Here is a 26,238-nt window from a genome sequence, read left to right as displayed (position 1 = left end):
CACCTAAGTTTTTTGTGTTATAATAATATTACATTGACTTGGCAACCTCATAAGAAGGTACTGCCATATTAGATATACTGTATAAAACTTTATCCATGGTTAAAAATACTGCATGATATCTATCACCGTCACAGGGATAAGCAGTATAAACCACGACACAAAACAAGGAGATAGCCGTTGAGCTGTCTCCTTGTTTGTTTTATAAATTAAAATCAATATCGCTGTAGTCAATGACTTCCTGAGATTTCACGTGAACCCCTGAAGTTAATCCTACTTTTATTTTTAGTGTTGTTACCGATGCATTCATGACTCTAATTCTTTCTTTCCCAACATAGTTTGCTGATCCTGGAAAATTATGTTGTACTGTAAAATCAATAGTTCCATTTGTGCCATATTCCATGAAAGAATTATATCGATTGTGAACGTTGTCATATAGACCGAATCTATCAACAACTATCGCTTCTGGTTCGCAAGAATCGATTTTAAATTTAACTTTAAATTTCGAAGCTAATTGTTGGCTAGAAAATCCACCAACATTAAACTCTACAAATTCTCCAGTTTTTAGCTCCGCTTCCTGTATAAGCGGCAATGCACGCGTAATAGAGTAATTTAACGCATCTGGGATTTGTTCTTCTGCTTCTGCTGCATTAGCAACCCCAAACATCCCTACAGCTACCAAACAACTTGCAAACACTAAACTTTTCTTAAACAAAAAAACACTCCTTTCTTTATGAAAATTAATTCTATCATAAAGAAACGTTAAATGAAAGGTTAAAATATAAAAAGCCACCACATAAGCGATGACTAGTAACTAATATTATTTGTTAAAAAATTGTTAAAGTGTTTTCTAAAATATCCACATTTTTGTTGAATTTGGGACCTTCTTCAAAATTTGGTGCTCCTATTGGATATTCAGTATATTCATAGGACACTTCATATTCTTCATTACAATTAGGGCATACTACTTGTGCTTCACCTTCATACCCTTCTTCTGAACCCATACCACGATCTTCATCAGTCCATGTATTCTGAAAATCAAAGTCGTTTGAATTTAATTCGATTATTTCTGAACATTCTCTGTTACTGCATTTGAATTTCGCTCCACCTGATAACATAATAGTCACCCCTCCTTTCATTATGATACTTTAATTATACCAAAAATATAGAATAAAAGGAGTCTTTATAACCTACTTATTTCACGCTATCATAATAACATGGAAAATGTGCACCAAGGGGGCATGAAATGTGCATTACATTTCAGATACAATCACTTCCATACCAAATAAAATTATTGATAATTTTTTAATATGTTTATCAAATCTTTTGCTAATTACACTTCTATCAACGCCATACTCTACGGCTATTTCCATATCACTAACTCTTAGTTTATTCAGATATTTCATTTTTAATATATCGTAACCAGCAGGATCAAGTTCTTTAAATTTTTCAAGTGAGCGATCTACATGAATCATCAATTTTGCAGTTTTAGCTTTATGTTCTAAAAGACTACTCAATTCAAATCTATCATCACTCCAAATACTACCTACCTCTTCAATCAATTGTTCATTGACGACATCACAATGCGCTTTTAAAACATGATAATTAGTCAGCAGCATTTTAGTATTGTGATATGCATTATCTCTAATTTTCTTTTTTTCTGCTAAATTTAATTTGTGAAGTTTTTTAGCTATTTGATCCATAGTTTTTTCACTAAGCTCCACTATTTGAATCTGTTCTTCCATCATTTTACCTCCCGGCTAATTGTTTGTAGTTTTCTTCTTGAACGCCAATCAACACTGTTAGAAACCCCAACACCACAGGATGGTTATCATATTTATTGCCTAAGTAACCAAGCGTTTGAACTAACCAATCCCAGTATTCATCGGTGGTGATCGGATGCTGTACTCTAATAATGTTTGATGCATCCATCCATTTTTGAATATCTATAAAAACGTCTGACCAATTCACTTAAATCGCCTCTATTCTGATATAAATACCTGGAATGTCCGACCAGAACTTTTCAGCAATCAAACTGACCACATAGGAATCATCTTTCCAGAAATTTAATTTCGTTAAACAATCCTGAATCAACTTATTGCTGTTGTCCAGATCAGGTTTTGTATATTTGTACTCACCATTGGTATGATCACCAACAATTGGAAAACACCACTTTATGGTCATTCTTACTGGTCCGCCCATTCGTTCATCTGGAACATGCTTGGCTAGATGTGTCATCAATTTAGATCGTGCAGCCTTTAGATCATCTGGCTCATAAAACACTGGCTTATTATTGACAACATGAACTTTCTTTTGTTGATGGGTTGTTTCTGGGGGCACCATGTGTAGAAAAAATTCAATCAAGTTCATTCCCCCATCTTTCATCATCGGGAATATTTTCCACCCAAGTACCACCATGTGTAAAATATCCTGTGTTTTTTTCCTCTTCCACTTTCTCGTAGGTAGCAAGGAAAATATCTGGCTTGCACGGGTAAAACTCACCTTGTACTCCTTTGATGATATAGTCACCGTCATTAACTTTCATATCACCTTCAAGTGTTTCAATGACAGGACTAAAACCAGATATAATACTCAATAACACCCTAGGGAATGACTCGCTCTTTTTTGCTTGTGATATTTCATCTAACCATTTTGTCTTATTAAATCTCACAGCTTCAATTACCACTGGTTTTTTTCTATATCTCATTTTTCTATATCCTCCCATCCTTCTTGAACCATTTTAGGTTTATATTCTTTAGTAGCCCAGCCATGACCATCGCATAATTCACACTCAGTTCTCTTATATTCAATCGTATCGGGCACCCACCCAGAATCAGGAAGCCCACTTGGATAGGGAACTCTTATTTTTTTCTGATAAAACCCTGAACCTTTACATTGAGGGCATTTATAGGGTCTTCCACAATCTTCAAAAATTTCTTTTAGTGTTGCATTAGCTGAATAATCACTCATCATCTTTTTCACTTCGTAAGCTTTCATTCCTTTAACCTCATTTCTTGTTATTTTATTCTGTTATATGCCGTCTTTATTTTTTTCTGTCGTCTCAAAAAATTGTCTCGTCTTATCCTTTTGTCTACTCTTCTCTCTTTCGAGAGAGTAGACAAGGATGGCGGACAGCGGTGTGACAAGGTTTTTGAGGTTGTCTGTCGGTGTCTTTTCTTTTTAGCCGACAACGTTAATAAGCTATTTAGATAGGACTAGCCTAGACACCGACAATTTTTATTTATCATTTTCGATCCTTGTCATTTCACCACTGTTGATTTCAAATTTCCCATGTTTTTTTACTCTGGTATAAACGCTATTTCTTTTTATATCTAAATAATCAGCTACTTCATTAACTCCGATCGCTTCACCATTAGGGCTGAGAATATTAAATGCTTCCTCAAGTTCTCTGTTGCTTTTTTCCGAACGACTTTCGTTTGATTTTTGTACGCCTTTTTTCCACTTATCATTTGCGTTTTCCTCAATTTGCACATCCTGCAACGAATCATCCAGAATATGAACTGGAAACTTGAACCAAGCATTTACCGTCTTGAATCTCGGAAACTCACGCAACGTACCATTTAATCGCCAAGCACTACATTGTCTAGCCGCTTCAACCGCTTTTTGACGTTCCTGTTCTATGATCGCTAGCGTTGGTTGTGCTTGAATGGCTGTCATTAAGTGATGGCTCATTTGCTTCTTGCTGAGTTGATCGTCAAGGCCTATTTCATCATAGGAAGGATTATAGAACTTGATTGCTCTGGAATATGTGTCACAAATTGCCTGATTCTCTAAAACCATGTATCGATCTTCCGTGACTGGTAACTCAATTAAATCGAGGATTGCATCTGGATCTCTGGCGAATACTCCGGAACCACTAGAACGATCCATTGAATTTTTGCCACCTTGTGATCCTTTGCTGTGGTGATGACAATAGATAACCGCACAACCAAGTTCTGTTGCTATCTTGTCAAATTGATTCGTAAAGTTGGCCATTTCATGAGCGCTGTTTTCGTCACCCGTCAATACTTTATAAATTGGATCGATCACTACTGCAATGTACCCAGCTTTTTGAGCACGTCTGATTAATTTAGGAGCTAACTTGTCCATCGGACTTGTTTTACCACGTAAATTCCAAATATCAATATTAGCTACATTCTCATGACCATTGCCTAAACGATTATAAATCTCAACAATTCTATTTTTGGCTGAATTGGCGTCAAGCTCCAGATTCACGTATAGAACTTTACCTTGAGTACATGGGAATCCCATCCAGTTAGTACCTTCAGCGATTGCAATAACCAACTGCATCAACAGAAACGACTTACCGGCCTTACTAGGTCCAGCAATTAACATTTTATGACCTTGACGCAGAACGCCTTTGATTAATTCAGGAGCTAGCTCAATTTCAGTATCAAAGATATCAGCTAGACTTTCGGGATCTGGCAAGTTATCGTTCATGTCTTCGATATATTCTTGCCATTCTTCCCATGAACCTTTACCTATATTTTTTGCAATGAGGAATTGCTTTTTATCGCCTCTGATAAATCCTGGTAATCTTGTTAGTCTAGAAGGATTCTTGTTCTGTTTATCTACTCTAAGACCGTTTTTTTCTACTATCTTGTATAAGTAATCAACTCGTTCTTGATACTGTGGGTAATTAACGGCATCAACTTTCACGATTGCGTGAAGGCTTTTTCCTCCTGAATAAGTCAGTGCGACAATTGGCAACTCAAGTTCTCTAAGGATTTCATGCTGCTGCTCAATTTTCATGCTGTCTGATTCAACTAGAGCATATCTGAAATCAACTACATTAGTATTTTTGATTCCTTCGCCATCAAGTGGATTGAAACGAACCCAAGCACCACATGCTGGATTAGGATCTCCCATGACTGCACCGATGTCTCCGTTGTACTTTCTTAACCCTTCAATGAGATCACCAGCCGTTTTTGTATATACCCCAGACTTAGGAAGCCATTTTTCAATATCACCATTTTTATGCAGATAGCCATCATTTACATAACTGATAATATCCCCAGGAGAAAAAACAGCTTCTAAGTAATCGATAATCTCTTGGGATGGATTCCAATGTTTTGGTTCTTGAATTTCTTTTCCCATGACCCAATCAGTTTTTACTAGTTTATAGCCCTTATCTACATCAGTAGCGATGAAACTATCATTCCAATCAAGAAAAGAATCGTCATCAGAGTAGGAGCTTTGCCATCCATTTTCTTTCGCTAGTTGTGTGATTGTAGCTCCAGTTACTGGTAATCCAGTACCTTTAAATGTTTCCCATTTCTTTAAACATTCGCCAGGATGATATCTGTTGTCGTTGTGGCTCCATTCGTCCCAGTCTTCTGCAGTGTAACCTTCTTGTTTTAAAGCCATACCCACATTGACCCATTCTTGATAATCCAGACTTGCTGGATCAATGTAGTTTAGTAGTTCAGTTAGATCAAGTGTTCTTTGCATCTGGGTCATTCTCCTTTGTACTCTATTTCTTTAACAAGTTCCTTTTTGTAACCTTCATAAAAACCTAAATAAGTTAGTTTGACTATGTGAGAATAGCCACCTAATAACCACGTATATTTATTAGTGATATTTTTTGCATATTCTTCTGCCTCTGATAGCCTTTTAAAGGTTTCACCTCCGGAATATCTACCACAATATCTGAACCCATTATGGTACAACGGCATGTTATCCGAGTATAATTTTACGTCGTACGTCACTTTAACCATCTTAGTGTCCCTCGTAGGTAGCTGGATCAATTCCCTGAGGAATTCTCCAACCATTGCCGGCGATTCGATCTATTAATTTTCTAGCACCGTCAAACTGCCATTTTCCGACATGTTGAAATCCTCGTTGTTCTAAGAAGCGTATTTGTTTAGGTGTAGCCAAACCTTCTTGGCGACGTTTGTCTAATCGCTCTAATAATTTAGTAGCTTTTCCTGCATTATCAATTTCATCTGGCATGATACCCATTTTTTCTAATGCTGAAACTTGTTTGTCTGTTGGTGGTCCCATTTCCCAACCGAATGAAGGTACATAGCTTGATAAGTCTTCTGCTTGAATACTCATTTCAAATTGCAGAGGATCAACTAATTTGCGTTTGCGTTTCTTCATTTCAGCAAGTTGTTTGGCTAAAGCTTCCTCACGTTGAGCGATAACATCATCTGCAGCCTTTGCTTCCGCTTCTTCTAAATCAATAGGACAACCAGCTTCTTCAATGTTCTCAGTCATCTTTTTGGCTACTTCTTCATTCTCAGCAATCAAATGTGCTGGATGACATAATTCATGGCGTTCAGTGTGCCAAAGAAAGTCCAGTAATAATAGTTCTTCTTTCCCTGGGAATAAACGAGTACCACGACCAACCATTTGACTGTATAAACTACGTACCTTCGTCGGACGTAAAACGATGACACAATCGACACTCGGACAGTCCCAACCTTCAGTAAGCAACATAGAATTACAAAGAACGTTGTATTTTCCACTGTCAAAGTCTTCTAATACTTCAGCACGATCTTTACTTTCCCCGTTTACTTCTGCCGCTTTGAATCCTTTTCGATTCAAAATTTCTGTGAATTTTTGGCTAGTCTTTACTAGTGGTAGAAAAATAACTGTTTTACGATCTTTGCAGTATTGCAGCATTTCATCAGCAATCGAATCCAGATAAGGATCAAGAACTGTGCCCAAATCCTTCGTTTTGAAATCCCCTGTTTGTTGGCCAACTCCTGATAAATCTAATTTGAGCGGAACAGTTACCGCCTTGATCGGTGCTAAGTATCCTTCTTTAATTGCTTTAGGTAATGTATATTCGTAAGCTAACGATTCAAAGTAGCTACCCAAATTCCGCATATCTCCACGATCTGGCGTGGCTGTCACTCCTAACACATTAGCTGATTCAAAGTGTTTCAATACACGCTGGTAACCATCCGATATACAATGATGTGCTTCATCTACTACAATGAAATCAAAGTAATCTGGTGGAAATTGGCTCAGACGTTTCTCTTGATACATCGTTTGTACTGATCCAACTACTACCCGGAAAAAGCTACCTATACTGGTTTGTTCTGCCTTCTCTTTTGCCGTCTTTAACCCTGTTGCCTTTTCCAGCTTATCAGAGGCTTGATCCAATAGTTCACCACGATGGGCTAAAACAAGACCACGTTCACCTAAACGCACACGATCCTCAATGATTTTACTGAATACAATCGTTTTACCGCATCCAGTAGGTAATACTAATAACGTTTTTTTCTTTCCTTCGCTCCATTCGTTTTGAACGGCTACTTTTGATTCATCTTGGTACGGTCTTAATTTCATGGATTTCTCCTTTCTTTATTGATATAATGTAAGAAAAAATGAGGTGATACAATTGGAAAGTAATTTTATTTGTCCATTTTGTTCTGCAAGTGTTCCTATTGTTGAAGACACAGCTAGATCCAGCACTGTTTATTCATATTTAAAAACAGACGCTATACATGTAGGAAATGGTACAACTTATGAGCCTGTAGATTCGATAGAGGTATTTTTTCGTTATTGTCCTAGTTGTGAAAAAATCTCCGTAAAAGCGCTTGGAACAGGCTCTCAGTTCGTTGGGGAAAAATGGAACTTATACCCTGATAATAATGCTAAACAACTACCCGATTACATACCCGTTTCTATAATTGAAGATTACGAAGAAGCTTGTAAAATTGTCGATCTAAGTCCAAAATCTTCCGCCACATTGTCAAGACGTTGCCTCCAAGGTATGATTAGAGACTTTTGGAATGTTCGAAAAGATACTTTGCTAAACGAGATTAAAGCTATAGACAACAAAGTTGATTCTGAAACTAAAGAAGTTCTACATGCATTACGACAATTAGGTAACATTGGTGCCCATCCTGAAAGAGACATAAATTTAATAGTAGATATTGAACCTGATGAAGCCAATCAACTAATATTGTTTATTGAGTATTTATTTGAAGAATGGTATATAAAAAGACATGACAGAAAATCGATGCTAACTAAGATTAAAAATATTAATCTTAAGAAACAAGAAACACGCAAGCAATAAATCAGTAACTATCTTTTTCAGCTAGTAATACGCCATCTTTACTCCAGTATTGATGAACAATCCTAACTGGATTTTCTTCTGTTCCATCGCCTCGTGTAGCTTCTACATGGACCACCTCAACTATTTCAACAAGTTGGGGTGTTTTCATTTTTAATTCTGGTTTCATTTATCTTCCTCCTACCTTTAATAAAAGGCGGGTTTCCCCGCCCTAAAATTAAGCAATTATAGTGATTCGTTCTGATTTAATTTCTTCTTCTAACGCTTCAAGTAAAAACTCTCGAATATTTACGATCGCCTGATTTCTCCATGCCCCACCGTCAGCTTCAAAGATCGCAGCACGCGGACCATCTTTCATACGGAACACAAACTGACTAGCTGGCTGTTCTACTTCTAAAAATGTTCTGTATGGTGCTAATAAAACAGGATTAGGAATCTGCACATTTGCTTGTGTTGCCACGCCTTGATTAATAGTAATTGCTTGGCTAACACCGTCATCACTTGCCTGTTTGACATTTTTTTCAGCTACATTCCCGACAACTTGTAACAATAATGAACGATCATCCGGAACATCCTTTTCTGTAGTCAAACTAACAAACTTTGATTGTAATGCGATGTTGAATTCTTCCATATCATAGAAGTTGTCAAAGTGAAACCTAGGAATAATCGCACTAGCTGTAGCTAAACATTCACGACTACCATCTTCTTCAATGATTCCTTTCAAGTGAACTGTTTGTTCATTTTTAATTTGTACAATCAATTTATTATTGATACGTTCAATATTCGCTTTAATATAATTCACGAATCCTGAAAGAGTATTGATTTCAAGGGGATCAGCTAGATAAACTTTAGGTTGAATTTCTCTAGCATCCCCATCGTTGTTAATAACCATCCATCGAGTGCCACTATCAAAATTAACTAAACGATCGTCAGGTCTAATTCCTTGTTCCATCAAATATTGAATTGCTTCTTTTGTCATTGTCATTTGTTTATCCTCTTTTCTCTTGTAAGTTTATAATCTGTTGCTGTTGAGATTCTTTGGCTGCTTCTTCTTTTTCAATAACGTCAATAGGTTCACCGACATCCGTTTTTTGTTTGCCATCGACTGGATCAATAAAAGTCTGACCTGGTGCCTCAGATTGTAATTCACGAGCAGCAACCTTTCCGCTGCTTAAATCCTTACCCGTTAAGATAGTAGTATCAAAATCACGAACTGGCGCTAACTTCGTTGAGAAGCTACTATTTAGGACAATAACTTGACGGTTGTCATCTGGCGCAAATTCAAGTTTGATGGTGATTGCTCGTTTATCTTTCGCTTTAGTATTCGGGTCATGAATATTGTTAAATAATTTTTCTAATTCCCCATCCAGTTTTTCCTGAATGGCTCCATTTGCCATTGCTGATAAATTTAATTCAATTTCTTTAGACATTTAGCTTTCTCCTCTCTAAAATGCACCTTGGTTATATCCAGTATTTTGTTGTGGCGGTTGGTTCGATTGATTGAAGTTTTGTTGTGGTGCTGGTTGATTAACATTTTGTTGACCACCCTGATTGAAATTTTGTTGCGGAGCTCCTGTTTGTGCTGTGGGCTTCAAAAATTCTTTGATTCGATTGTTCTGGCGATCTTCCCCTTGGCTCTTGTAGCTATTGATTTCTAATTTTGCACGTCCAGTACTACCGATAATTGTTGACCAGTTCGGATTGAAGGGTTGCCCAATAACTGGTGCTTGTCCAATAGCTGAAAAGAATTCTGTTAGTTTCCATTGGAATTTCTTCATCATGTATAAACGTTCTCTGACTACAGTTTTCCCTGCTGCTCCTGCTACTTCCAAAGATACTTCTGCGTACGGTGCGCCATTTGGAATTTTGTCACTAGTTCCGTCATAGATTTTGCGTTCCATGTTTGTTACTGTAAATTGATACTCTCCTGCTGGTAAAAGTGTGAACGAATTCTCTTCGGCCACAAAACCACCATTCCAGTCTAAAAACTCATTTTCGTTGTTGTTCATTCAATATTCCTCCTAGAAATTTCTGATTTTTGTATTTAATAAATCCATTGCCTTACTCCAGTTACTTGATAAGTAACCCCAAAGATCGGCTGGAATATTATCTAATGGTGTATCGGCTGGCATAAAACCGCCTTGATAAATAATTTGCATAATCTCATCGACTTTTACTTGATTAGCAGCCATAAGATCAGCGACAGATTTCGGAATGCTTTCAGGTATAGATAAATCTCGTTCTAGTGAAACATTTGAAATAGGAACATTTTCATCAGGTATACTTTGCGCTGCAGAAGCTACGTCAAACTGTGGGTCTGGCTCTTGTTGAACTGGATGTCCTTGTGGAATAGTTACTTGCATTAATGCCTGTGCAATCTGAGAGTAATCAAAAGGCAATTCGCCAGCCAGTCCCATTCTGTTTTTAGCATCCCAAGCCGGACGGTGAGTTGTATACATCATTCGTTGACCGCCTGTAGCCTTTTTACTATCCGTCTTGCTATCTGTGATAATCGTTGTCTTATAGTTGGCAAATAACACAGCATCGGCCCATTCCTTAACTAAGGGAGCTGTCTTCTTCTCGAGCTTCAACTCATATCGATCGTATGCCCCCATTTCGTCAGGCTCTTCTTTTTTCCGTAGCATTGCGTGAGCTGTGACAACAACATTGACCCCAACATCTACTACATCACTTAATAAATTCAAAAGGCTACCCATTTCTTTTGCTAAAGCTACAAACTTTTTGCCGTACCCTTCTGAATCAATCGCTGACCACCCGTTAGAATCCATTAAATGGCGTTTGCAGATTTCTTCTGCCCAATCCATCGTATCGATCACTAATGTTTGGCAAGGCTTATTAGCTTTGACGTATGTTACTTGTTGCAGAAGCATTGTCCAACTCGTTGGCTTGTCAAAACGTTTTACATTCATGTGCAGCGTTGAATCCTCCGTGTCAATAAACAACGGATCTGGAAATTGACTAGCAAACGTTGATTTACCAATTCCTTCAACGCCATACAAAACAATTTTTTGTGCTTTTGGTACTTTACCACTTGTAATATTCATTAAAATGCTGCTCCTTCCCATGATTTAGGTGCTGGCGGAATAATATCTTTAACTGGTGAAACCTCGTCACCAGTTACATAACCATCCTCGATAATTATCGAGCATTCATCACCAGTTGAAACTCTGGTGGCGATAGCTTGTAGTCCTTCCTGTTCCAACCATTTACCAAACTCTTCTAATGTTGCTAAATCCATTTGTTCTAACTTATCGATCAAAATGAAACCACAATCTGGTTTAAGTTTGCGAACAATCGCAGTTGAAACTCTAAGCTGTTCAGCTCCGCTCATGTTGTCCCACTTTTGACCTTTATAGATGAGATCGCCATCCTCAACCGATAATTCAGGTAATGGTAAATCAGCATTGTTCAATAGATCCGTTTTCTTCTTGCGAACATCTTCTAATTTAGATGTCAATTTTTGATATTCTTGGCGCTGAATATTAGCATCCTCTTCGGCTTTGTCTTTATCCAAGTTGGTACGAACTTTAGCATTGATAGTTTCGATGTCCTGCAGATTACGTTCTAACTCTTCTGTTGATTCATCTTGTAAAACAGCCGTTGTTTTTTCTGCAGTAGCTAAATCACTTCGTGTCTGTTCATGCTGATTTTTTGCTTCGGACAATTTGATTTGCAGATCATTGATTTGCCTATCTAAAATATCGATGTTAACTTCTTCCTGTTTGAATTTATCTTCGAGCTGCGTCAACATCATTCTTTTTTGCTGATTCTCACCATTACGAGCTAGAATTTCTTGTTGCTGCTGAATCAACACAGATGCCGATACAAGCTCTTTCGGTGCGTCAGGATAAAAGGGTTGCTCTTTAGCGAACTTCTCTTTCTGATCGGCAATCTGTCCAATTGTGTGACGTTGATTGTAAATCTCATTCTCTTCTCGTTCAAGCTGCATGAGTTGAGGTCCTACACCAATAATTTGAAGAAGAGTATTCGCCTTTTCTTTGTTAGATGAATCAATAAACTTTGGTAAATCGATGGCCAACTCTTCTACAAATCCATTAAGCAATTGTTGACCAGCTTTTTCGCCGTTCGGATCAATTACTTTCAACGTACTATTTTTGCCTTTACGTTCAACGATCAATCCATTACTCATGACGATGTGAATATTCGGTGGTGTCACTGAGCCTTCACGATGCGCTTTGCTTGGTTTGTAACGATCACCACCCAATGCCCATGCAATAGAATCTAAAATACTTGTTTTCCCTTGACTATTAGGACCGCCTATCACTGTCAAACCGTTCTGAGTGGGTTCAACTATTACAGCTTTTACTCGTTTTACATTTTCGATTTCTAATTTATTTATTTTTACCGAACACATGTGTATATTTCACTTCTCTTTCTTGTTATAATTTCCTTAAAGGAGGTGTATTTATGCCAAAAATTAAAGTATATTTTGCAGATGGATCTGTGCAAACTTTTCACGAAGAGCAAACTTTCAAAACTCTTTCTAGTAAAGATTCAGATTGGCAAAACATAGATGGTTTGAAAAACCAAGTAATTACTATTCGAGATAACATCGGACTTCGTTCTCAAAACAACGCTGGTTTAAGAGATAGTTTTTTCGAGATACTAGCGAACTCAGATTACTTTTTCGATGTAGAAAACCCGAATACTATCTACTCTAAAAATGCAGTAGTAAAATTTGAAATCCTTTAGTCCTTATTGATGCAGTTACTTAATCGTGATTGCATCAATTTCTTTTTCTAGCAGTTCTCTTGCTTTTCTAACTACAAACCCGAACGAATCATTTGTAGGTAACGCCCCTAATACTTTACGTATATTTCCAAATGAGGTATTTTCTTCCTTAAGTTCACTCAACAGCTTAACTGCCTCATTTTCGATAAAGACATCACATTGAATCATTTTCTTTTTGACTTTTTCAAATTGCATTTTAAAATCATCCCTTCTTTTTTAATTAATCCCACGCTCCTGGTAAATCGTTAGCTTCTTGATAAATCGTGTTGCCCTCTTCAGTGTTGAGAAAAGCCTCTGCTTTGTTCATGTGATCAATACGTTTGACAACGCCTATATCTTTTAATAGATAGACGTCAATCTTCTTCGCTTCTGTCACATCACCCTCCAAGTTGGTTGCTTTGGTGTAGTATATTTGCACATTCCCTCTAGATACATAGCCAGTAATCTCGATTTTTTTATAGAGCAATTAACTTTCACATCCTTTCTGTGTTATAATTTTTATAAGAATAATTTATTTAATGGCTTGTATCGCTGGCAGACGATGCAGGCTCTTGTTTTTCGTACTGATAAATCGGAATGATGTTTCCTCTACACAATGGACATTTCCCGTCTTTTGGGTCATACCACCATTTTTCTTTGCACGTTGTACAGATATAATAATCACCCATCTCATATCCCCCTCTCGTGAATAACATCTAGTATCAAATTGTACTGATGATACATTTCGGTTAACTGATCCGTTTTCTTAATATCCTGATCCTTTAACGGTTTAGCATTTTCATTCCTGATTAACACTGCATAGTTATCTTTTTTGTCTTTGATGGCTTGGACAACTAGCTTATTCTGTTCTGGATTTAGCAATTGAATTATCCTCCTTAGCCGTAAATGTGAATAGATCGTTAATCGTTACGTCAAATACTTTAGCAATATCATGAGCAACTAACAAAGATGGATTGTACCTGTTTCGCTCTAATTGAATAATCGTTTGCCTTGATACCTCGACTAAATCAGCTAACTCTTGCTGAGTCATACGTTTTCTGGCTCTCCATACATGAATACAACTTTCAAATGTTGTCCCTACTTTTGATACCGGCATGATACATCTCTCCTAATTTACATTTTTTCTTGGTCGCTTATTTACCCAAGTAATTTCTGGTAACTCAAATACTTTGTTGATGACATAGACAACAATCATCAGTAACCCAGCAGTAAGAGATAGCCACGAGACAAAAGCTAGTAATACTGCGAACGGTGTGTCTAGTAGTGCGTTAATTAGTTTGTTTTTCATGTTCATACCATCCTCCCGCGATTAAATTACCTGTGATCACAATTTTTTCGTGAATCCAGTCCAGCTCAGTTTGTTCCTCATTGGTTAGTAATCGATGACCATTCAACATTTGATCAATAATGTCACACTTTCGTTTATGCATATTACCTACATATTTCATTACTACCGTTGGGTTCATTCACCATCTTCCTTTCTCATTCTGACTAAAACACTCCCCACCCACATCACCGCTAAAAATATACATCCTTGCACCGTCTCGCCTGTCGCGAAGCATATAATCGATACTGTTAGCAGGATTAAGTTTGCTGTTATTACCAATAAATCACACTCCTTAAAAATTATCGTGAACAAACTGTAAAAATTCAGGATGCTTATAATTCCATTGTCCACCTTGTTTTTTGATAAGTTTTTTCTCGATGAATAATTGATTCTTCGTAAATTTCTTAATAACCCATTCTTCTGTGTAACCTAGAATTTCGGCTACATCTGCTGTAAAGATCCACGGCCTGTGGTCTATCGTCTGGATTGGCTGTTGCAGTTCTTCAAGCTTCTTTTCAACGATTTTTTCTATTTCTTTTTCTAAGCTCATTTCATCGACCTCATAATGTTTTGGCTAACATTTTTTTAATTTTTAATTGCTTCAAGCGATTCAATTGCTGCTTTTATTTCCGGAATTTTGCTTTCGGGACTTCTACGACCTTTCATAATATCTGACATATAAGGTTTTGAAATTCCAATCTGTCGCGCTAACCAAGCCTGAGACTTGCCATGCTTAGCTAGTTGAACTCTGATACTTGTGATAAACTCCTGTGACATACAATCACTTCCTTCTGATTTATTTTAGTAAGCTAACTTAATTAGCTAATTTCATAAAAAATATTGACACTTTCTAAACAATAGTTTAATATCTAGTTATAGCTAAATAAGACTATAAAAAGCCTACAAAATAACATTTCACGCGTTCCCCAACGAATTAATGTATTTTATTTGAGGTTTTATTTGTCAAATAGTTAGCTAACTAAATTAGCTTACGAACATAGTTTATTATACTTAAGTTTAAAAGTCAAACTTTTTTTAAACAATAGTTTTATTTGTTCTGTAATTGCTTGAAAGGATATTGCTATGACAGCTTTTGACAGGTTAAAAAAACTGTGTGATCAACAAGGGATTTCAGTTAATACATTAGAAGAAAGAATTGGACTTGGCAAAAACACATTATACGCTTGGAAGAAAAAAGTTCCTGGTGGTGTCAACTTACAAAAGGTTGCTGATTATTTTAACGTTACAACTGACTACCTTCTTGGAAGAACCGACAATCCAACCACTTCTGATGAACTTGGTGATGAAGATTTAATCACTTTCTTTAGATTAAACACTCAGGATCTGTCTGATGAAGATAAAGAAAAATTGAAAGAAGAACTAAAAGATTATCTTGAATTTATGAAGAAAAAACTAGAGAAGTGATTGGATGATGCTGAATGAACCTAGACTACGACACTTATTTTGAATACCATGATCAAAGTTATCAAGTTATTGAAAAAGTTGCTAATTACTACGGACTTGAACTAAAAGATTTACGGTGGGATCATTATAGAGATTACGCAATAGATGTGGAAAATATCAAGATCGTTCCATATGGGTTTGGTCACATTTCATCCAAGTTACTCTCTGCAAATATATTAAAAATGGGCGATGCTGTCGGCATAAGTTACAACACATCAATGGTTGATGGTAGACAGCGTTTTTCTATTTTACATGAAATTGGCCATTTCTTTTTTGATCTAAACCAGGAGGAATATAGGCAAGGATTTTCGGAATTGTTAAATGGTAGTGGTTATTCAGAAGAGGATATGCCAAGAGAGCAAAGAGCCAATGTATTTGCATCACTAGCGATGGCTAACAATGAGGCAATAAAAGATTGCCTAAAAAGTGGAATGAGTTTCTCAAAAATGTGCAACGAATTCCAGCTAAGCAATGCTGCTCTCTATGTCCGGCTATTTGATTTTTTGACAAAGTTATTTATGCTTAACCCCAACATCGCAAGACAAACATTAAATAATTATAGATATGCTGGTGACAATTCAAAAATTATCGAAATTATAAGAATGGGCTTATAAAAATTGAAAAGTGAGGAATTGAAATGAAAAAAATTATTATTTTTAGTTTGTTAAGCGGATTATTTTTAGTTGGCTGCGGATCTAACAGCGAGAAAAAAGAAACATCTGATAGCAAAGTTGATCAATTAGAAACTAGAGTAAAGGACTTGGAAAGTTCATCTAGTTCAGAGGCTAAGGAAAGTAAACAAGATAAAACTTCTGTAACATCAAGTTTATCATCAGATATAAACAAAAAAATTGCAGAAGCTTTTCTTAACAATGACTTAAAAATGTACAATTCATCAGAAAATTTCTTTGATCAAGAGAACTGGACTAATGATTCACCAATACCTGAGAGTGAATTAGTTTTTGTTGTAAAAGATAAAAGTGAAGAAGTAAAAGACTATATTAATATAGTTAACTATCAAAATGATGATCAAATTTCTGAAAGTAAAATTTTTTATGAAAGTAACCTAACATACAAGGTTAATGTTAGCGAGAACAAAAATATTAAATCTTTATTGTATGCTAGTACAGAAATGGATCAAGACGTTTTCAACAAATATAAAAAAGTATTTGAAAATATAAAATAACCAAATGACGCACTTGAAAGGAGTGATGCAAAAAAAGCCCGTATATCTACCCTCATAATGTTTTGGCTAACTTACTTGGAAGGAACAGATATAATGGCTAAACCAAAAAAATTAAAAAACGGTATGTATTCATATAGATTTAAAGTAAAGAGTCCTATTAGTGGTAAATGGATTGATAAATATACAACGCAATTCACTGCTCAACAATGTTATGACATTGAGATTAAAGCAAAAAATGATGCGTTAATGGGGATATCACCAGAAAAAATGTTACTAATTCCTTTCTTTGATCTTTGGGTTGACACTTTCAAAAAAGGGACGGTAGGCTATGAACACCTTGGTAAAATAAAAGCTACTAGAAAATCATTAGTAGAATTTTTTGGTCTTGAAATATCTCTTAAAGCAATTGATCGAATTAAATATCAACGTTGGCTTAATCACATGGGGATAGAATTGAATCTTGCTAAAAAAACAGTTTCTGATAAGCATAAAATAGCAAAAGCTATGTTTACTGAAGCTATTGATTCTGGCTATCTTTTCCAAAATCCAGCTAATAAAGCAAAAGTTGTAGGACGTGATACTACTGGAGAAAGAAAGAAAACTTTAACTCCCGATGAATGGCTGACTTTGAAAGAGGTTATACTCACATCGGAGGACAGCGCGTCTAAGTATATTTCATTGGTTATGATGTATTTGGGAACAAGATTTCAAGAAACTACAGGTCTTACTAAAAATGATTTTGATTTCAAAAACCATGTGCTATCAGTTGATAAAGCTTTTGATTACAAGAGGACGAAAAAAAACACAACAACAAAAACTGTGAATTCTGTTCGAATGGTAGACTTACCATCTGACTTAGAAACGATTATAAAAGATTATATTGCTAAATCAGAACAATCAAAAAAGGTCGTTAACTTACACAGTGCAAAACAGGAATATCTTTTTACAAATGAATTCGGAGTCCCTATCACGAATAAAGCACTAAATAAATATCTTGAAAAAAAATGCAAAATCGCTGGTATTCCAAAAATTACCTCTCATGCTTTTCGACATGCTAGAGTAGATTTACTAGTTCTTGCCGGAAGTGACATGATCTATACACAAAAACAGTTAGGTCATAAAGATGCTTCTGTCACATTGCAATATTACAGTACATTAAATAAAGAAATCAGAGAAAAGAATAAACGAATTACAGAGGAATTTTTCAAAAATATCGAAAGTGGCTCGTAGGTGTATTTTAGGTGTAAGAGAAAACAAAAGAGCTGCATTCCTTACTTGATAAGAGTTACAGCTCTCAGGTTTATTTCGCTCTTGGCGTATTACTAAATATGAGGCATAGTCCTCTTCAAGAAAGAAAACGAGTCCGCTTTTGATTCACAATGTCAAAAGCAGACTCGTTTTTACTAATATACACACTTTTCTCAGCCACAGATTTCGTTAATTTTTTCAAATTTAAGCCCAAAGTAAACGACCGAAAACCAGCTCTACATGCTTCACATTCACAAACTTTGAAATCTCAAGCAAGGCCTTCGACTGTATGTCTTGAATATTACTAGAGGTTTCGCTAAACAAGTTTATCTATTATCCCTCGCTCAAATTATTATACTAAAAAAATTTTACAATCGTTTAAATAATTTGCTTAAGACAAAATCTACAAATAACTAACTCGTAAAAAACGATACAGCTTTAGCTAATTCAAAAAAACGCCAAATTGAAGATTTCTGTGTATTGCACTAAATAATTAAAAACTGAAATTATTTCCCTCAAAACATATTGTATAGTAAGGGTAAAATTAAAAAAACTTGTGTTTGATGATAATTCTCCATTTAAAATACTTTAAATCTTAATCCAACCCAACAATTGTCAAATTGGGGTTTCTACCATTTACTTTATTAATCATACTACTATCCATAATAATCCTAACGCTTAATTTATCCCCTTTTGCTAGCTTAACTAAACTTGAACCTGAGCCTGATAACATAAATCCTTGAGGGCTTGAAAGTGCAGCAGCTGAAACCAAACTATCATTTCTATATAATCTAACATCAGCCCAACCACCTACAGTTTCAAAATGGACAGACGCCATGTATCCAACAAGAGCAGTAATATTTTCATTTACAGTCACGTCATATGAATTCAAAGTACAAAAATTAAATACACTTGAAGTAGAGGTGCTACCTAATGGTAATTTATTACTAGCAGCTGTCAAAGTCCATTTCCCAGTATGACTTAACCCAAAGTAGTCAGCCTTTGTAGCAACTTCTTTACTTCCACTCTGCAAACCATCTTTAAAATTTTTAACCCCACCAATCGTCTCATTTCCACTTTTCTTCACTACAGTTTCTTCAAGTCTATCAATTGCATCTACATGCGTTTTGGGATAAAGCAAATTCCCTTTTTCTTCTAATTGTACGATATCTGCCATTATACTGATCCCACCTTATTGAAAGTTATTGTTGGTAATGTATCTAATTTTTTCTTATCTGCAGCACTCATTAATCCATTAGCTGTTTGAGTTGCTGCTGTAGTCGTTGTCGCATTCAGTCCAGCTGGTCCTTGTGGTCCTGTTGCACCTGTCGATCCTTTTACGCCTTGCGGTCCAGTTGCTCCTGTCGCTCCCTTTGGACCAACCGGCCCTGCTGGTCCTGTGTCTCCTTTTTCACCTTTGATTGTTGTTAATCCTTCCACTGCATTCGCATGTGTTTTTGGATAAACAAGGACGCCATCACTTTTTAATTCAACGATATCTATCATACTGTTCCCACCTTTTCTATTGTTATTCCTGTTCCTTGTACACCTAAATCTTTAGCTGTTAGTGTAATATCTCCTGTTTTTCCATTGATTGAGGTTACACCTGTTCCTAATGTTTCGATTTTATCTAATCCGATAATTGCACTTGCATGGGTTTCTGGAAAGACTTGACGTTGTACACCAGATTCGTCTGTTTCCATTACTTTTTTTACCTCTACTTCATGTGCCATCTATATCGATCCCACCTTTCGTAAAAAGAAGGTATTTTGTTTTTGACTGTCGATTTCTGCAACTACTAAAGCGGATGCTTCTTTTTCATGTGTAACAGTTCCTAGTTTAGTCACAGTATGATTCAAGCTAAATTTATCATCACGAATCGTTCTAAGAACACCTACTTCTCCGCTCTTCAGAGTAAAGTGAGCTTTCTTTAATTCTTCAAGCAGATTCAGCAGTTTCCCCGCTGCATTTTCATCTAAGATTTCTTTAATCGAAGCAAACCATTGATCGAATTCTGCTCGTTGAACCGTAGTCCATTGATCATAACACTCTTGATTTGTTTTAATCCACCCTTGAAACTCTGTAATAATCCGTTGTAACTCTTCTTGTGCTGCTAAATACCAGTCATCATAAACTTCCTGACAAGTTTTCACCCATTCAGTAAAATAACGTAAAATTTCTTCAAATGTCCAAATATAGTTGCTATCTTTGATTCCATCCTCATAAATACTTTCTTTTACTTGATAAGTAAAGTCCCTTGTTGAAAATTGTTGGCGCCAACTTAAGTCTTTTTGAAGTTCTCTAAAACTAAAGTAAGCTGTATTTTCTCCAACATTTTGCATATCATAATTTGTTAATGTATATTGAAACTTCCCTTTTTTCGCATCAATGATTTTAGTAACTTTTTGTTCTGAAATACCTAAGCCTGTGTGATGCCCTTGCTTAACACAGAAAAAAGGGGTCAAATTGGACATGTCTTTTGGTTTCCCATGTTCTGTCACTGTCACATCCAACACTTGTGTTCCTTCGTCAAATTGACGAATCATAAGTGTTGGAATATTATCATTTGGTTGTGTTGTTGATAAAAAAATTGGATAGATAATTGACATTTGTTTCACTCCTTTCTAAAAATTGATTATTTAGGTGGTATAACAATTGAACTGATTTCACTTGATCCAATCCATAGACGTTCATATTTTCCAACCACTTGTCCTAAACCGATATTTTGTTCATAGGTTTGAAAACCACCATTTGTTATACCTCGAATGACTCCTGTATGACCATAAGTATAATCAACATTAAAGCCACCTATATTTCCTCCACGTTTCCAGTTAATGATTGCACCAGAAACTAGCTGTTCATATGTCGGATTAAAAATTACTTTCCATCCAACTGCCGCCCAATCATAAGCACTACCTATTTCAGCTGCCGCTTCTGTATCGCCAATATTGTGATTTAAGGGATATCCTGTACCTGCACCTAAGCCACAACCACCCAAAAATCCAGAATATTCCGCTGATACTGCATAGCATTGCCCGTTTCCCAAAGGTTGTTTATACAATGTTTCTAAATGAGCCAATCCAGCCGCTCCAGTTGCCGTTCCAGGTTTCAAATTTTTTAACTTGTCATACCAATATTGGGCTTGCTGTGCTCTAGCCGGTTGATAAGGGTTTTCTGGATGTTCGTACAATGCAATAAAACATTCTGCAGCATGCGCAACATCAGCAAGTTTCGTAAAATCTCTAAAAGATATATAATCGATATCTGGACGTAAAGAATTATAAAACCACTGAACATTGTTTTCCATTTCCCATTGTATGCGTCGACATTGAGAATCCAACGTTCGATAATCTAGCCCATTTTCATTGCACCAATTAACCAGTTTAGATTTTGGTGTCCATTGGGTTAGTCCATAACCACCGCCACCACTTATTTCATCAATATCTGGTATAATGCCTGATTCCGATTGGATATTCCCTAACATTCCAGCTATAGATTGCTCTGTCCATCCTTTATTTTTAAAGAATTGCCAGATTACCCATGCATTTTTTTCTTGATCAGTTGTGAGTTCTGGCGGTGGAGTTGGCGGAGTACCACCAGATCCACCACTACCATTACCTGTAATTTCTTTTCCATTTATGAATAACTTACCTGTAATGTGCAAATCACCATTATGTTTCCATAGTGCTCGTGAATTTAACTTAGGTTCTTCCATGGTGCTTGCTTTTGGTATTTGAATAACATAGTTAGACGTATTTTCTTTATCTTTACTTCCAGAATTCAACGAAAAAATAAACCCTGGCTGTTGAATAACCGCAAATCCATTTACTTTCCCATTACTCAATGTTGCGCTTATAGACCCTAATCTTTTCTTTACTTTTTTGTCACTAAAAATAATAGTTCCATCTAAAATCTTTATTTGAAATGTATCGTCTAGTGTTCTAAATTCGCAACCTTCTATCATTCGACCTCGAATCGTTCCTGCTTGAATAAAATCAGCATTGAACTTTCCATCAATGGTCCAAGCTGTTTTATACTTCCCTTTATTAAAATCTCCGTCAATAAAACCAATGCCTTCACTATTTGCTACTAGAAAATGATCGCTTGTTTCCAAAGAATCTTTATTCATCCATACCATTTGATACGGCTCACGACTATTAGATTTTCCTGTTTCAATCCCGTTCATCAATTTTATAGAACCGCCTCTGGCCCCTCGAATAATGTCATCTTGCCACTTAGAAATTTCTTCCGAATCATAAAAAGTCATTTTTTTCTCTTCTAAAGAATTTACATTTCCTTTTAGCTCTGAAGTTGCTTTTGAGATACTTTTCGTTATATTATCACCTAAACCTGCTTCAACTTTTCCAGTTAAACGATCGATTTTCACTTTAAAAATTCGGGTTTTATAATGATAATTTCGGTCATGTCGATGAATGGTCACTGTATTTCCGATTGTATCTCCGCCTAAAATCTCTGTTTTAAATTGCGTTAACGGACGAGAATATTCGATAAGAGACTCATACGTGTGCTGTAATAATGTAGCTGGATCGTCATCTTCATCAAAAACAATCACTTTTTCACGTTTCCTCATTCCACCATTTTTTAAAGGAATACCATATTGTTTCGTCATTGCAGGGAACTCTAGCCAATTTTGCCCTTTCGGTTTATCTAATGGCTTGCCGTTTGCTTTTTTCCATTCAATATCGGTAAATTCAATCCGCTTCCCTTTACCATCACCAACATCTTCTCCACGACCACGACCAATCAAACTTGTGTAGACTTGATTTCGATCTTGTTCTTTTACAATACTTAAAGCTTTCTCGCCATAAGTAAAACGTTGATTGCTAGGTTTGCCGATTTCACGATAGACTTCTAGCCATTTATCCGTGATGCCAATACCGTCAATTTTATATTTAAATAAAATTTCACACCCATGAGCTTGAATAGTTTTTAACGCATCCCTTACAGAAAGAAAACTGAAATCATCTGTTATTGAAGGTAAATTTACGTCGATTTTTCCTACTCGCCATTCTGTTTCAGCTAGTATTTTCTGCAAGGTAGTCTTAATTGTTTCATTTTTCACCTGTACATTTTTGACCACATAGGAATCTAGCTCATCTGGTGCGAAACTAATGCCTACAAAAGATAAACTATTTTCTGATTCACTATCTAAAATAATTCTATACAGACTGTACGAAGAGGCATTTTCTTTAACAGCCATATACGCTGCTTGATTTAATTCTTCATCATAAACAGTCGATACATTTAACGTATCCTTCATTAATTCATCTTTGTTTGACGTGATTTCTTTTTCTTGCACAACTTCTATCAATTCATTTTCTTTAACCAGTCGAATTAAATGCTGATGCTCATCAAAAAAATAAACACTTTCTGTCATAATTGCACCTCCCGGTAGGAAATAACCATTTCTCCATTATTACAACGAATTGTTTGTCCTGTTTGGAGGGTGAAATTTTCAAAATCACTTTCTAAATCAAGTAAAAAAGTCTGATCTACAGTATTCACAAAAACTTTTCCTTTTATGAAATCAAAGACAATCTGATCCCCTTCACTTAAATTATAGCTAGTAATTTTAATTTTTTTTTCTCCATTTGTAATTGTTAATGAACCAAATTTTGCAATGGTTACCTCAATTTTTTCAGGTATTGTCTGATAAGGAAGATAGGTAGTAATCTCACCATCTGTTTTTAATAACACTGAATATTTTTTTGGATTTGTACAAAGAATATCAAAACTTGAAATAATGCTATTGGTATCTCCACGAACATCGTCAGTTGTTGTATATTGTCCATAATAATGATAATCCAGCTCATCTTTAAAGCGAATTTCCACATCCGATTCTTTATACAGTATTTGCATCAGATGATGGTATTTTTTTTGCACATCTTTTGCATCTTTTCCGATGAGTTGATAGGTTACTTTGATTGTTCGAGCAGGTAATTTTTGATTTAATTTGATACTTCCGACTTGGGTTTCTTGTGTTTGTACATCAAGTGACAACATTTCTCTTCCTGTGACTGCTAATGTTCGATAACCTTCTATCCTTTTTTCGATATAAAAACCGTCATACATCATTGCTGAAGAAGGAAGGATCAACTCATCTTTATGGACTTTTTTGGTTGTGTCTTCAAAATAATACATGTTTTCCCTCCTTCTAAAATGCTAGGTTAATAGCAGAGTCTTGTCCCATTGCTTCAGAAATGTCTGAAACGAAGGCTTTGAATTGCTGATTGCCAAGTTTGATGTTGAATGTTGCTGGTTGTTTTGTTTGGGGCATTATTTGCTTGCTACTATATTGTACTGAAACGTCTTTTACTGTTTTTAAATGCTGATCTAGAGTGTCTAAACTAGGTAACATAATTTGAGAAGCTAAGTTGTCCATTGGCTTATCAACTACATGAGCGTTTCTTTCGATACCAATGGCTAAACCTGCTGGTAACATCGCTCCGATTTCATCACGCATCCATCGAGATGGTGAATGAATTTTGAAAAGACCTTTGAATGTATCTCCAATACTTTTACCAATATCCATAACTGCATCTAACGCTGCTTTAGCCATACTTCCGATACCATCTATTAATCCCTGAATTAGATTCATTCCTGCGTCTTTTAAATCTGGTACAGCTTTTATTACTGTTTCCAAAAGTTTTACCATAATTTTAGCCCCTGCAGCAATAACTTTCGGGATACTTTCACCAATTCCTCTTACTATTGCTAAAATCAATTCGACAGCTGCAGCTAAAATTTGTGGTAAATTTGCAAGTAATCCTTCACAAAGTTTTCCGACTATTTCTACCGCCGCATCTAATAATTTCGGTAAATTTTCAGATAGTGTTCTAACTAAAGTAGTAATAGCTTGTAAAGCTACTGGAATTAAGGCTGGCAAGACAGAAGCAATTCCTTCAGCTAGTTTGGTTAGAATTTCTATTCCTTTACCAATGATTAACGGTAAATTATTCGTTATATTTGTAGTGAATGATTCAATTATTTTCGTTACTGTACTAATGATTTGATCCTTATTAGCTAAAATCCCATCAACTAAAGCAATTAACAAATCTAACCCTGTCAATAACAACTGGGGAGCTGCCGATAACAAGCTTGTGGCTAATGATTCAATCAGCATCAAAGCAGCAGGAATCAATGTCGGTAAACTTTCGATCACTCCTTGAACTAACGCATTAATTAAATCAACCGCACTCTGCATAATTACAGGTAAGTTTACAGCGATTGCTTCAGCAAACCCTACAATTAATTGTGTACCCGAAGTCATTAAATCTGGTAATTTCGAAATAATGCCATTTACAAATCCTTTGATTACTTCTGGTCCTTTTTCAATGGCAGTAGTAATCATGCCACCAAGTTGATCACCGAATTGGCTGTTCATCAATCCTAAACCTACAAGAGCCACGCCCAGAATTGCTGCTGGTCCCAACGCTTTCAAAGCCACTCCAAAAACAGAAGTTAATCCTTGTATCATCGTCGTCATAGCTGTGGTCCCTACTCCAGCAGATTTTTGTATTCCTTGACCAATACCGCCAAAAGCCTTGGTAATTAGTGGTACTTCTCCAGCTAATTTTTTCGATCCTAAAGAAATATTTTCAAAAAAACCAGCCACGTTCAATGCACCTGAACCCATTTTGTCCATAGCTTTTTCTACTCCTATTTCTAAAGACAACATTCCGTAGGCCATCTGCGGAGCTAGACTAGTCACTGTTTTCGATAAATTTTTAGTAAAACCTGTTACTTTAGAATCTAAAGAGATGAATGGATCTAACATTTTCATAGGTAAATCTTTAAACGGTGACTGCATTTTACTAAAACTAGTAGAAACAATACCACTCAATCCTTGCGTTTTTTTACCTAATAAATTAAATGCATCTCCTGCTCTGCCTAATTGACTAGTCGCCTGTGAGCCAAAATTTGTAAACATTGACTCAATAGGAGGTAACCCAAAATTACCTAAAATGGTTTCCAACTCTTTGAAGGAGTCTTTTACGCCATTAAACGCTGTTTTCACATCACTAGAATCAGAAACAGATGAAAATAGTTGATTAATTTGTGTTTCCAATTGAGCAGCACTTTCAGTTATTTGCGCTATTGATCCATTCAATCCTCCATCTACGGCGGTTAGAATAGTCTTTACATTAATTTTATATTCCACTTTTTCCCTCC

Annotated in this window: 36 protein-coding genes and 1 pseudogene; 6 read left to right on the top strand and 31 right to left on the bottom strand. The window is 36.0% G+C overall.

Going from position 1 to position 26,238, the window contains the following annotated elements; all coding sequences use genetic code 11:
- Window positions 1-199: 199 nt before the first annotated feature.
- The 10 genes and pseudogenes from A5880_RS11905 to A5880_RS11860 all read right to left on the bottom strand — a co-directional run bounded on the left by A5880_RS11905 (window position 200) and on the right by A5880_RS11860 (window position 7,317).
- On the bottom strand, window positions 200-712 hold the full coding sequence (locus A5880_RS11905) for a hypothetical protein (protein WP_086329253.1): 513 nt from the start codon (window positions 710-712) through the stop codon (window positions 200-202).
- 112 nt (window positions 713-824) lie between these two features.
- On the bottom strand, window positions 825-1,115 hold the full coding sequence (locus tag A5880_RS11900) for a hypothetical protein (RefSeq protein ID WP_086329252.1): 291 nt from the start codon (window positions 1,113-1,115) through the stop codon (window positions 825-827).
- A 135-nt stretch (window positions 1,116-1,250) separates the two neighbouring features.
- Window positions 1,251-1,742 (bottom strand): hypothetical protein, encoded by a 492-nt coding sequence (locus A5880_RS11895; RefSeq protein WP_086329251.1) that lies wholly within the window; start codon window positions 1,740-1,742, stop codon window positions 1,251-1,253.
- A gap of 4 nt (window positions 1,743-1,746) precedes the next feature.
- A complete protein-coding gene (locus tag A5880_RS11890; RefSeq protein WP_086329250.1) occupies window positions 1,747-1,968 on the bottom strand; it encodes a hypothetical protein in 222 nt (73 codons plus the stop codon).
- A complete protein-coding gene (locus tag A5880_RS11885; protein ID WP_086329249.1) occupies window positions 1,969-2,361 on the bottom strand; it encodes a RusA family crossover junction endodeoxyribonuclease in 393 nt (130 codons plus the stop codon). It lies immediately after the preceding gene.
- A 79-nt stretch (window positions 2,362-2,440) separates the two neighbouring features.
- Window positions 2,441-2,704 (bottom strand): annotated as a pseudogene (locus A5880_RS11880) (hypothetical protein); the annotation flags it as partial.
- Window positions 2,701-2,994 carry a hypothetical protein gene (locus A5880_RS11875; protein WP_086329248.1) on the bottom strand — a complete coding sequence of 98 codons (294 nt, stop codon included), beginning with the start codon at window positions 2,992-2,994 and terminating at the stop codon, window positions 2,701-2,703. The gene A5880_RS11875 and the pseudogene A5880_RS11880, both read right to left, overlap by 4 nt.
- A gap of 240 nt (window positions 2,995-3,234) precedes the next feature.
- A complete protein-coding gene (locus A5880_RS11870) occupies window positions 3,235-5,469 on the bottom strand; it encodes an AAA family ATPase (RefSeq protein WP_086329247.1) in 2,235 nt (744 codons plus the stop codon).
- Between the two features lie 5 nt (window positions 5,470-5,474).
- On the bottom strand, window positions 5,475-5,735 hold the full coding sequence (locus A5880_RS11865; RefSeq protein ID WP_086329246.1) for a hypothetical protein: 261 nt from the start codon (window positions 5,733-5,735) through the stop codon (window positions 5,475-5,477).
- Window position 5,736: 1 nt separating this feature from the next.
- Window positions 5,737-7,317 (bottom strand): DEAD/DEAH box helicase, encoded by a 1,581-nt coding sequence (locus A5880_RS11860; protein WP_086329245.1) that lies wholly within the window; start codon window positions 7,315-7,317, stop codon window positions 5,737-5,739.
- 52 nt (window positions 7,318-7,369) lie between these two features.
- Between A5880_RS11860 and A5880_RS11855 the strand changes: the two genes are divergently transcribed.
- The gene (locus A5880_RS11855; RefSeq protein ID WP_086329244.1) at window positions 7,370-8,050 is read left to right on the top strand and encodes a DUF4145 domain-containing protein; all 681 of its coding nucleotides are present in this window, start codon (window positions 7,370-7,372) and stop codon (window positions 8,048-8,050) included.
- A 1-nt stretch (window position 8,051) separates the two neighbouring features.
- On the opposite strand, the gene A5880_RS11850 is transcribed toward A5880_RS11855, so the two are convergent.
- Genes A5880_RS11850 through A5880_RS11825 form a run of 6 tightly spaced genes read right to left on the bottom strand, consistent with a single transcriptional unit; the run spans window position 8,052 to window position 12,443 of the window.
- The gene (locus A5880_RS11850) at window positions 8,052-8,216 is read right to left on the bottom strand and encodes a hypothetical protein (RefSeq protein ID WP_179190335.1); all 165 of its coding nucleotides are present in this window, start codon (window positions 8,214-8,216) and stop codon (window positions 8,052-8,054) included.
- A 48-nt stretch (window positions 8,217-8,264) separates the two neighbouring features.
- Window positions 8,265-9,032 carry a hypothetical protein gene (locus A5880_RS11845; RefSeq protein ID WP_086329243.1) on the bottom strand — a complete coding sequence of 256 codons (768 nt, stop codon included), beginning with the start codon at window positions 9,030-9,032 and terminating at the stop codon, window positions 8,265-8,267.
- Window positions 9,033-9,036: 4 nt separating this feature from the next.
- Window positions 9,037-9,477: a replication terminator protein gene (locus A5880_RS11840; protein ID WP_086329242.1), complete on the bottom strand. Its 441-nt coding sequence runs from the start codon at window positions 9,475-9,477 to the stop codon at window positions 9,037-9,039.
- Window positions 9,478-9,492: 15 nt separating this feature from the next.
- Entirely contained in the window at window positions 9,493-10,056 is a 564-nt protein-coding gene (locus A5880_RS11835; RefSeq protein ID WP_086329241.1) for a hypothetical protein, read from the bottom strand.
- A gap of 12 nt (window positions 10,057-10,068) precedes the next feature.
- Window positions 10,069-11,112, bottom strand: coding sequence for an ATP-binding protein (locus A5880_RS11830; protein WP_086329240.1), 1,044 nt, complete (start codon window positions 11,110-11,112; stop codon window positions 10,069-10,071).
- Window positions 11,112-12,443: an AAA family ATPase gene (locus A5880_RS11825; protein ID WP_086329239.1), complete on the bottom strand. Its 1,332-nt coding sequence runs from the start codon at window positions 12,441-12,443 to the stop codon at window positions 11,112-11,114. The genes A5880_RS11830 and A5880_RS11825 overlap by 1 nt, the downstream gene beginning before the upstream one ends.
- Window positions 12,444-12,496: 53 nt before the next feature.
- On the opposite strand from A5880_RS11825, the gene A5880_RS11820 reads away from it, so the two are divergent.
- On the top strand, window positions 12,497-12,781 hold the full coding sequence (locus tag A5880_RS11820; RefSeq protein WP_086329238.1) for a hypothetical protein: 285 nt from the start codon (window positions 12,497-12,499) through the stop codon (window positions 12,779-12,781).
- Between the two features lie 15 nt (window positions 12,782-12,796).
- Here A5880_RS11820 and A5880_RS11815 read toward each other — a convergent pair whose 3' ends face one another.
- The 8 genes from A5880_RS11815 to A5880_RS11780 form a co-directional block, all read right to left on the bottom strand.
- Window positions 12,797-13,015 carry a hypothetical protein gene (locus tag A5880_RS11815; RefSeq protein ID WP_086329237.1) on the bottom strand — a complete coding sequence of 73 codons (219 nt, stop codon included), beginning with the start codon at window positions 13,013-13,015 and terminating at the stop codon, window positions 12,797-12,799.
- Between the two features lie 25 nt (window positions 13,016-13,040).
- Window positions 13,041-13,196 (bottom strand): hypothetical protein, encoded by a 156-nt coding sequence (locus tag A5880_RS11810; RefSeq protein ID WP_179190334.1) that lies wholly within the window; start codon window positions 13,194-13,196, stop codon window positions 13,041-13,043.
- Window positions 13,197-13,331: 135 nt separating this feature from the next.
- Complete coding sequence (locus A5880_RS11805; protein ID WP_336577148.1) at window positions 13,332-13,493, bottom strand: hypothetical protein; 162 nt, start codon at window positions 13,491-13,493, stop codon at window positions 13,332-13,334.
- A 165-nt stretch (window positions 13,494-13,658) separates the two neighbouring features.
- Complete coding sequence (locus A5880_RS11800) at window positions 13,659-13,916, bottom strand: helix-turn-helix transcriptional regulator (RefSeq protein ID WP_086329234.1); 258 nt, start codon at window positions 13,914-13,916, stop codon at window positions 13,659-13,661.
- 12 nt (window positions 13,917-13,928) lie between these two features.
- A complete protein-coding gene (locus tag A5880_RS11795; RefSeq protein ID WP_086329233.1) occupies window positions 13,929-14,108 on the bottom strand; it encodes a hypothetical protein in 180 nt (59 codons plus the stop codon).
- Complete coding sequence (locus A5880_RS11790) at window positions 14,089-14,286, bottom strand: hypothetical protein (RefSeq protein WP_086329232.1); 198 nt, start codon at window positions 14,284-14,286, stop codon at window positions 14,089-14,091. Before A5880_RS11790 ends, A5880_RS11795 begins: the two co-directional genes overlap by 20 nt.
- A 153-nt stretch (window positions 14,287-14,439) precedes the next feature.
- The gene (locus A5880_RS11785; RefSeq protein WP_086329231.1) at window positions 14,440-14,697 is read right to left on the bottom strand and encodes a hypothetical protein; all 258 of its coding nucleotides are present in this window, start codon (window positions 14,695-14,697) and stop codon (window positions 14,440-14,442) included.
- A gap of 35 nt (window positions 14,698-14,732) precedes the next feature.
- Window positions 14,733-14,924: a helix-turn-helix transcriptional regulator gene (locus tag A5880_RS11780; protein WP_086329230.1), complete on the bottom strand. Its 192-nt coding sequence runs from the start codon at window positions 14,922-14,924 to the stop codon at window positions 14,733-14,735.
- A gap of 306 nt (window positions 14,925-15,230) precedes the next feature.
- On the opposite strand from A5880_RS11780, the gene A5880_RS11775 reads away from it, so the two are divergent.
- From A5880_RS11775 to A5880_RS11760, 4 genes are all read left to right on the top strand, one after another.
- A complete protein-coding gene (locus A5880_RS11775) occupies window positions 15,231-15,572 on the top strand; it encodes a helix-turn-helix domain-containing protein (RefSeq protein WP_086329229.1) in 342 nt (113 codons plus the stop codon).
- Window positions 15,573-15,586: 14 nt separating this feature from the next.
- A complete protein-coding gene (locus A5880_RS11770; RefSeq protein ID WP_086329228.1) occupies window positions 15,587-16,225 on the top strand; it encodes an ImmA/IrrE family metallo-endopeptidase in 639 nt (212 codons plus the stop codon).
- A gap of 23 nt (window positions 16,226-16,248) precedes the next feature.
- A complete protein-coding gene (locus tag A5880_RS11765; protein ID WP_086329227.1) occupies window positions 16,249-16,797 on the top strand; it encodes a hypothetical protein in 549 nt (182 codons plus the stop codon).
- 93 nt (window positions 16,798-16,890) lie between these two features.
- Window positions 16,891-18,027: a tyrosine-type recombinase/integrase gene (locus A5880_RS11760; RefSeq protein ID WP_179190332.1), complete on the top strand. Its 1,137-nt coding sequence runs from the start codon at window positions 16,891-16,893 to the stop codon at window positions 18,025-18,027.
- 613 nt (window positions 18,028-18,640) lie between these two features.
- Here the strand turns inward: A5880_RS11760 and A5880_RS11755 are convergent.
- From A5880_RS11755 to A5880_RS11725, 7 genes are read right to left on the bottom strand one after another with little or no spacing between them, the layout of a single operon-like run.
- Window positions 18,641-19,222 carry a hypothetical protein gene (locus A5880_RS11755; RefSeq protein WP_086329225.1) on the bottom strand — a complete coding sequence of 194 codons (582 nt, stop codon included), beginning with the start codon at window positions 19,220-19,222 and terminating at the stop codon, window positions 18,641-18,643.
- Window positions 19,222-19,551 (bottom strand): collagen-like protein, encoded by a 330-nt coding sequence (locus A5880_RS11750; protein ID WP_086329224.1) that lies wholly within the window; start codon window positions 19,549-19,551, stop codon window positions 19,222-19,224. The genes A5880_RS11755 and A5880_RS11750 overlap by 1 nt, the downstream gene beginning before the upstream one ends.
- The gene (locus A5880_RS11745; protein ID WP_086329223.1) at window positions 19,548-19,778 is read right to left on the bottom strand and encodes a hypothetical protein; all 231 of its coding nucleotides are present in this window, start codon (window positions 19,776-19,778) and stop codon (window positions 19,548-19,550) included. The genes A5880_RS11750 and A5880_RS11745 overlap by 4 nt, the downstream gene beginning before the upstream one ends.
- Window positions 19,779-20,654: a phage baseplate upper protein gene (locus tag A5880_RS11740; RefSeq protein WP_086329222.1), complete on the bottom strand. Its 876-nt coding sequence runs from the start codon at window positions 20,652-20,654 to the stop codon at window positions 19,779-19,781.
- A 26-nt stretch (window positions 20,655-20,680) separates the two neighbouring features.
- Window positions 20,681-23,443, bottom strand: coding sequence for a phage tail spike protein (locus A5880_RS11735; RefSeq protein WP_086329221.1), 2,763 nt, complete (start codon window positions 23,441-23,443; stop codon window positions 20,681-20,683).
- A complete protein-coding gene (locus A5880_RS11730) occupies window positions 23,440-24,207 on the bottom strand; it encodes a distal tail protein Dit (RefSeq protein WP_086329220.1) in 768 nt (255 codons plus the stop codon). The genes A5880_RS11735 and A5880_RS11730 overlap by 4 nt, the downstream gene beginning before the upstream one ends.
- Before the next feature lie 13 nt (window positions 24,208-24,220).
- Window positions 24,221-26,227, bottom strand: a complete 2,007-nt coding sequence (locus A5880_RS11725; protein ID WP_086329219.1) for a phage tail protein — start codon at window positions 26,225-26,227, stop codon at window positions 24,221-24,223.
- Window positions 26,228-26,238: the final 11 nt, after the last annotated feature.

This window comes from Enterococcus sp. 4G2_DIV0659 (assembly GCF_002140715.2).
Lineage (GTDB): Bacteria > Bacillota > Bacilli > Lactobacillales > Enterococcaceae > Enterococcus_L > Enterococcus_L mansonii.
Note: the sequence above shows the minus strand (reverse complement) of the source record. Positions and strands in the feature narration are given on the sequence as shown.

What these genes read in the sequence shown, in the direction of transcription:
- A5880_RS11780 (WP_086329230.1), bottom strand. Translation starts at nt 14,924, where the DNA reads ATGTCACAGGAGTTTATCACAAGTATCAGAGTTCAACTAGCTAAGCAT.
- A5880_RS11755 (WP_086329225.1), bottom strand. Translation starts at nt 19,222, where the DNA reads ATGGCAGATATCGTACAATTAGAAGAAAAAGGGAATTTGCTTTATCCC.
- A5880_RS11860 (WP_086329245.1), bottom strand. Translation starts at nt 7,317, where the DNA reads ATGAAATTAAGACCGTACCAAGATGAATCAAAAGTAGCCGTTCAAAAC.
- A5880_RS11785 (WP_086329231.1), bottom strand. Translation starts at nt 14,697, where the DNA reads ATGAGCTTAGAAAAAGAAATAGAAAAAATCGTTGAAAAGAAGCTTGAA.
- A5880_RS11730 (WP_086329220.1), bottom strand. Translation starts at nt 24,207, where the DNA reads ATGTATTATTTTGAAGACACAACCAAAAAAGTCCATAAAGATGAGTTG.
- A5880_RS11760 (WP_179190332.1), top strand. Translation starts at nt 16,891, where the DNA reads ATGGCTAAACCAAAAAAATTAAAAAACGGTATGTATTCATATAGATTT.
- A5880_RS11835 (WP_086329241.1), bottom strand. Translation starts at nt 10,056, where the DNA reads ATGAACAACAACGAAAATGAGTTTTTAGACTGGAATGGTGGTTTTGTG.
- A5880_RS11840 (WP_086329242.1), bottom strand. Translation starts at nt 9,477, where the DNA reads ATGTCTAAAGAAATTGAATTAAATTTATCAGCAATGGCAAATGGAGCC.
- A5880_RS11740 (WP_086329222.1), bottom strand. Translation starts at nt 20,654, where the DNA reads ATGTCAATTATCTATCCAATTTTTTTATCAACAACACAACCAAATGAT.
- A5880_RS11765 (WP_086329227.1), top strand. Translation starts at nt 16,249, where the DNA reads ATGAAAAAAATTATTATTTTTAGTTTGTTAAGCGGATTATTTTTAGTT.
- A5880_RS11790 (WP_086329232.1), bottom strand. Translation starts at nt 14,286, where the DNA reads ATGAACCCAACGGTAGTAATGAAATATGTAGGTAATATGCATAAACGA.
- A5880_RS11770 (WP_086329228.1), top strand. Translation starts at nt 15,587, where the DNA reads ATGAACCTAGACTACGACACTTATTTTGAATACCATGATCAAAGTTAT.
- A5880_RS11865 (WP_086329246.1), bottom strand. Translation starts at nt 5,735, where the DNA reads ATGGTTAAAGTGACGTACGACGTAAAATTATACTCGGATAACATGCCG.
- A5880_RS11850 (WP_179190335.1), bottom strand. Translation starts at nt 8,216, where the DNA reads ATGAAACCAGAATTAAAAATGAAAACACCCCAACTTGTTGAAATAGTT.
- A5880_RS11900 (WP_086329252.1), bottom strand. Translation starts at nt 1,115, where the DNA reads ATGTTATCAGGTGGAGCGAAATTCAAATGCAGTAACAGAGAATGTTCA.
- A5880_RS11815 (WP_086329237.1), bottom strand. Translation starts at nt 13,015, where the DNA reads ATGCAATTTGAAAAAGTCAAAAAGAAAATGATTCAATGTGATGTCTTT.
- A5880_RS11775 (WP_086329229.1), top strand. Translation starts at nt 15,231, where the DNA reads ATGACAGCTTTTGACAGGTTAAAAAAACTGTGTGATCAACAAGGGATT.
- A5880_RS11795 (WP_086329233.1), bottom strand. Translation starts at nt 14,108, where the DNA reads ATGAAAAACAAACTAATTAACGCACTACTAGACACACCGTTCGCAGTA.
- A5880_RS11845 (WP_086329243.1), bottom strand. Translation starts at nt 9,032, where the DNA reads ATGACAATGACAAAAGAAGCAATTCAATATTTGATGGAACAAGGAATT.
- A5880_RS11745 (WP_086329223.1), bottom strand. Translation starts at nt 19,778, where the DNA reads ATGGCACATGAAGTAGAGGTAAAAAAAGTAATGGAAACAGACGAATCT.
- A5880_RS11735 (WP_086329221.1), bottom strand. Translation starts at nt 23,443, where the DNA reads ATGACAGAAAGTGTTTATTTTTTTGATGAGCATCAGCATTTAATTCGA.
- A5880_RS11805 (WP_336577148.1), bottom strand. Translation starts at nt 13,493, where the DNA reads ATGAGATGGGTGATTATTATATCTGTACAACGTGCAAAGAAAAATGGT.
- A5880_RS11825 (WP_086329239.1), bottom strand. Translation starts at nt 12,443, where the DNA reads ATGTGTTCGGTAAAAATAAATAAATTAGAAATCGAAAATGTAAAACGA.
- A5880_RS11820 (WP_086329238.1), top strand. Translation starts at nt 12,497, where the DNA reads ATGCCAAAAATTAAAGTATATTTTGCAGATGGATCTGTGCAAACTTTT.
- A5880_RS11870 (WP_086329247.1), bottom strand. Translation starts at nt 5,469, where the DNA reads ATGCAAAGAACACTTGATCTAACTGAACTACTAAACTACATTGATCCA.
- A5880_RS11895 (WP_086329251.1), bottom strand. Translation starts at nt 1,742, where the DNA reads ATGGAAGAACAGATTCAAATAGTGGAGCTTAGTGAAAAAACTATGGAT.
- A5880_RS11875 (WP_086329248.1), bottom strand. Translation starts at nt 2,994, where the DNA reads ATGAAAGCTTACGAAGTGAAAAAGATGATGAGTGATTATTCAGCTAAT.
- A5880_RS11750 (WP_086329224.1), bottom strand. Translation starts at nt 19,551, where the DNA reads ATGATAGATATCGTTGAATTAAAAAGTGATGGCGTCCTTGTTTATCCA.
- A5880_RS11830 (WP_086329240.1), bottom strand. Translation starts at nt 11,112, where the DNA reads ATGAATATTACAAGTGGTAAAGTACCAAAAGCACAAAAAATTGTTTTG.
- A5880_RS11800 (WP_086329234.1), bottom strand. Translation starts at nt 13,916, where the DNA reads ATGCCGGTATCAAAAGTAGGGACAACATTTGAAAGTTGTATTCATGTA.